This window comes from Mesorhizobium sp. M8A.F.Ca.ET.181.01.1.1, from assembly GCF_004792025.1.
Lineage (GTDB): Bacteria > Pseudomonadota > Alphaproteobacteria > Rhizobiales > Rhizobiaceae > Mesorhizobium.
Genome location: NZ_SRTV01000213.1, coordinates 1 through 309, shown reverse-complemented (window position 1 = coordinate 309; position 309 = coordinate 1). Strand labels below are relative to the sequence as shown.

1 protein-coding gene is annotated in these 309 nt (G+C 64.1%); it reads left to right on the top strand.

Annotated elements, in window-relative coordinates; genetic code table 11:
• Positions 1 to 309, top strand: a 309-nt coding sequence (locus tag EN824_RS34305) for an FUSC family protein (protein WP_189522289.1), incomplete at both ends; no start/stop codon positions are given.

Genomic DNA, 309 nt, shown 5'->3' with positions numbered 1-309 from the left:
CCGGTTCGCGCGCGCGGGGCCCGGCCCTACATGAGCCGCACGAATCGCCTCGTCGTCGCGTTCACATTCGTCCGTTGTGCTGCGGTGATGGCGGTCGCCGGCTGGTTCTGGATCGCGACTAACTGGCCGAGCGGCGGTTTCGCGGTGATCGGTGCGGCACTGGCTTGCGCGCTGACATCGGCAGCGCCAGGCGGCTCCAGAATGGCTCTCCACATGGTGGTCGGCGGCGTGATGGCGACCATTACCGGTTATCTGTACACCTGCTATGTGTATCCCAACATCGACGGTTTTCCATTGCTTTGCGTGAGG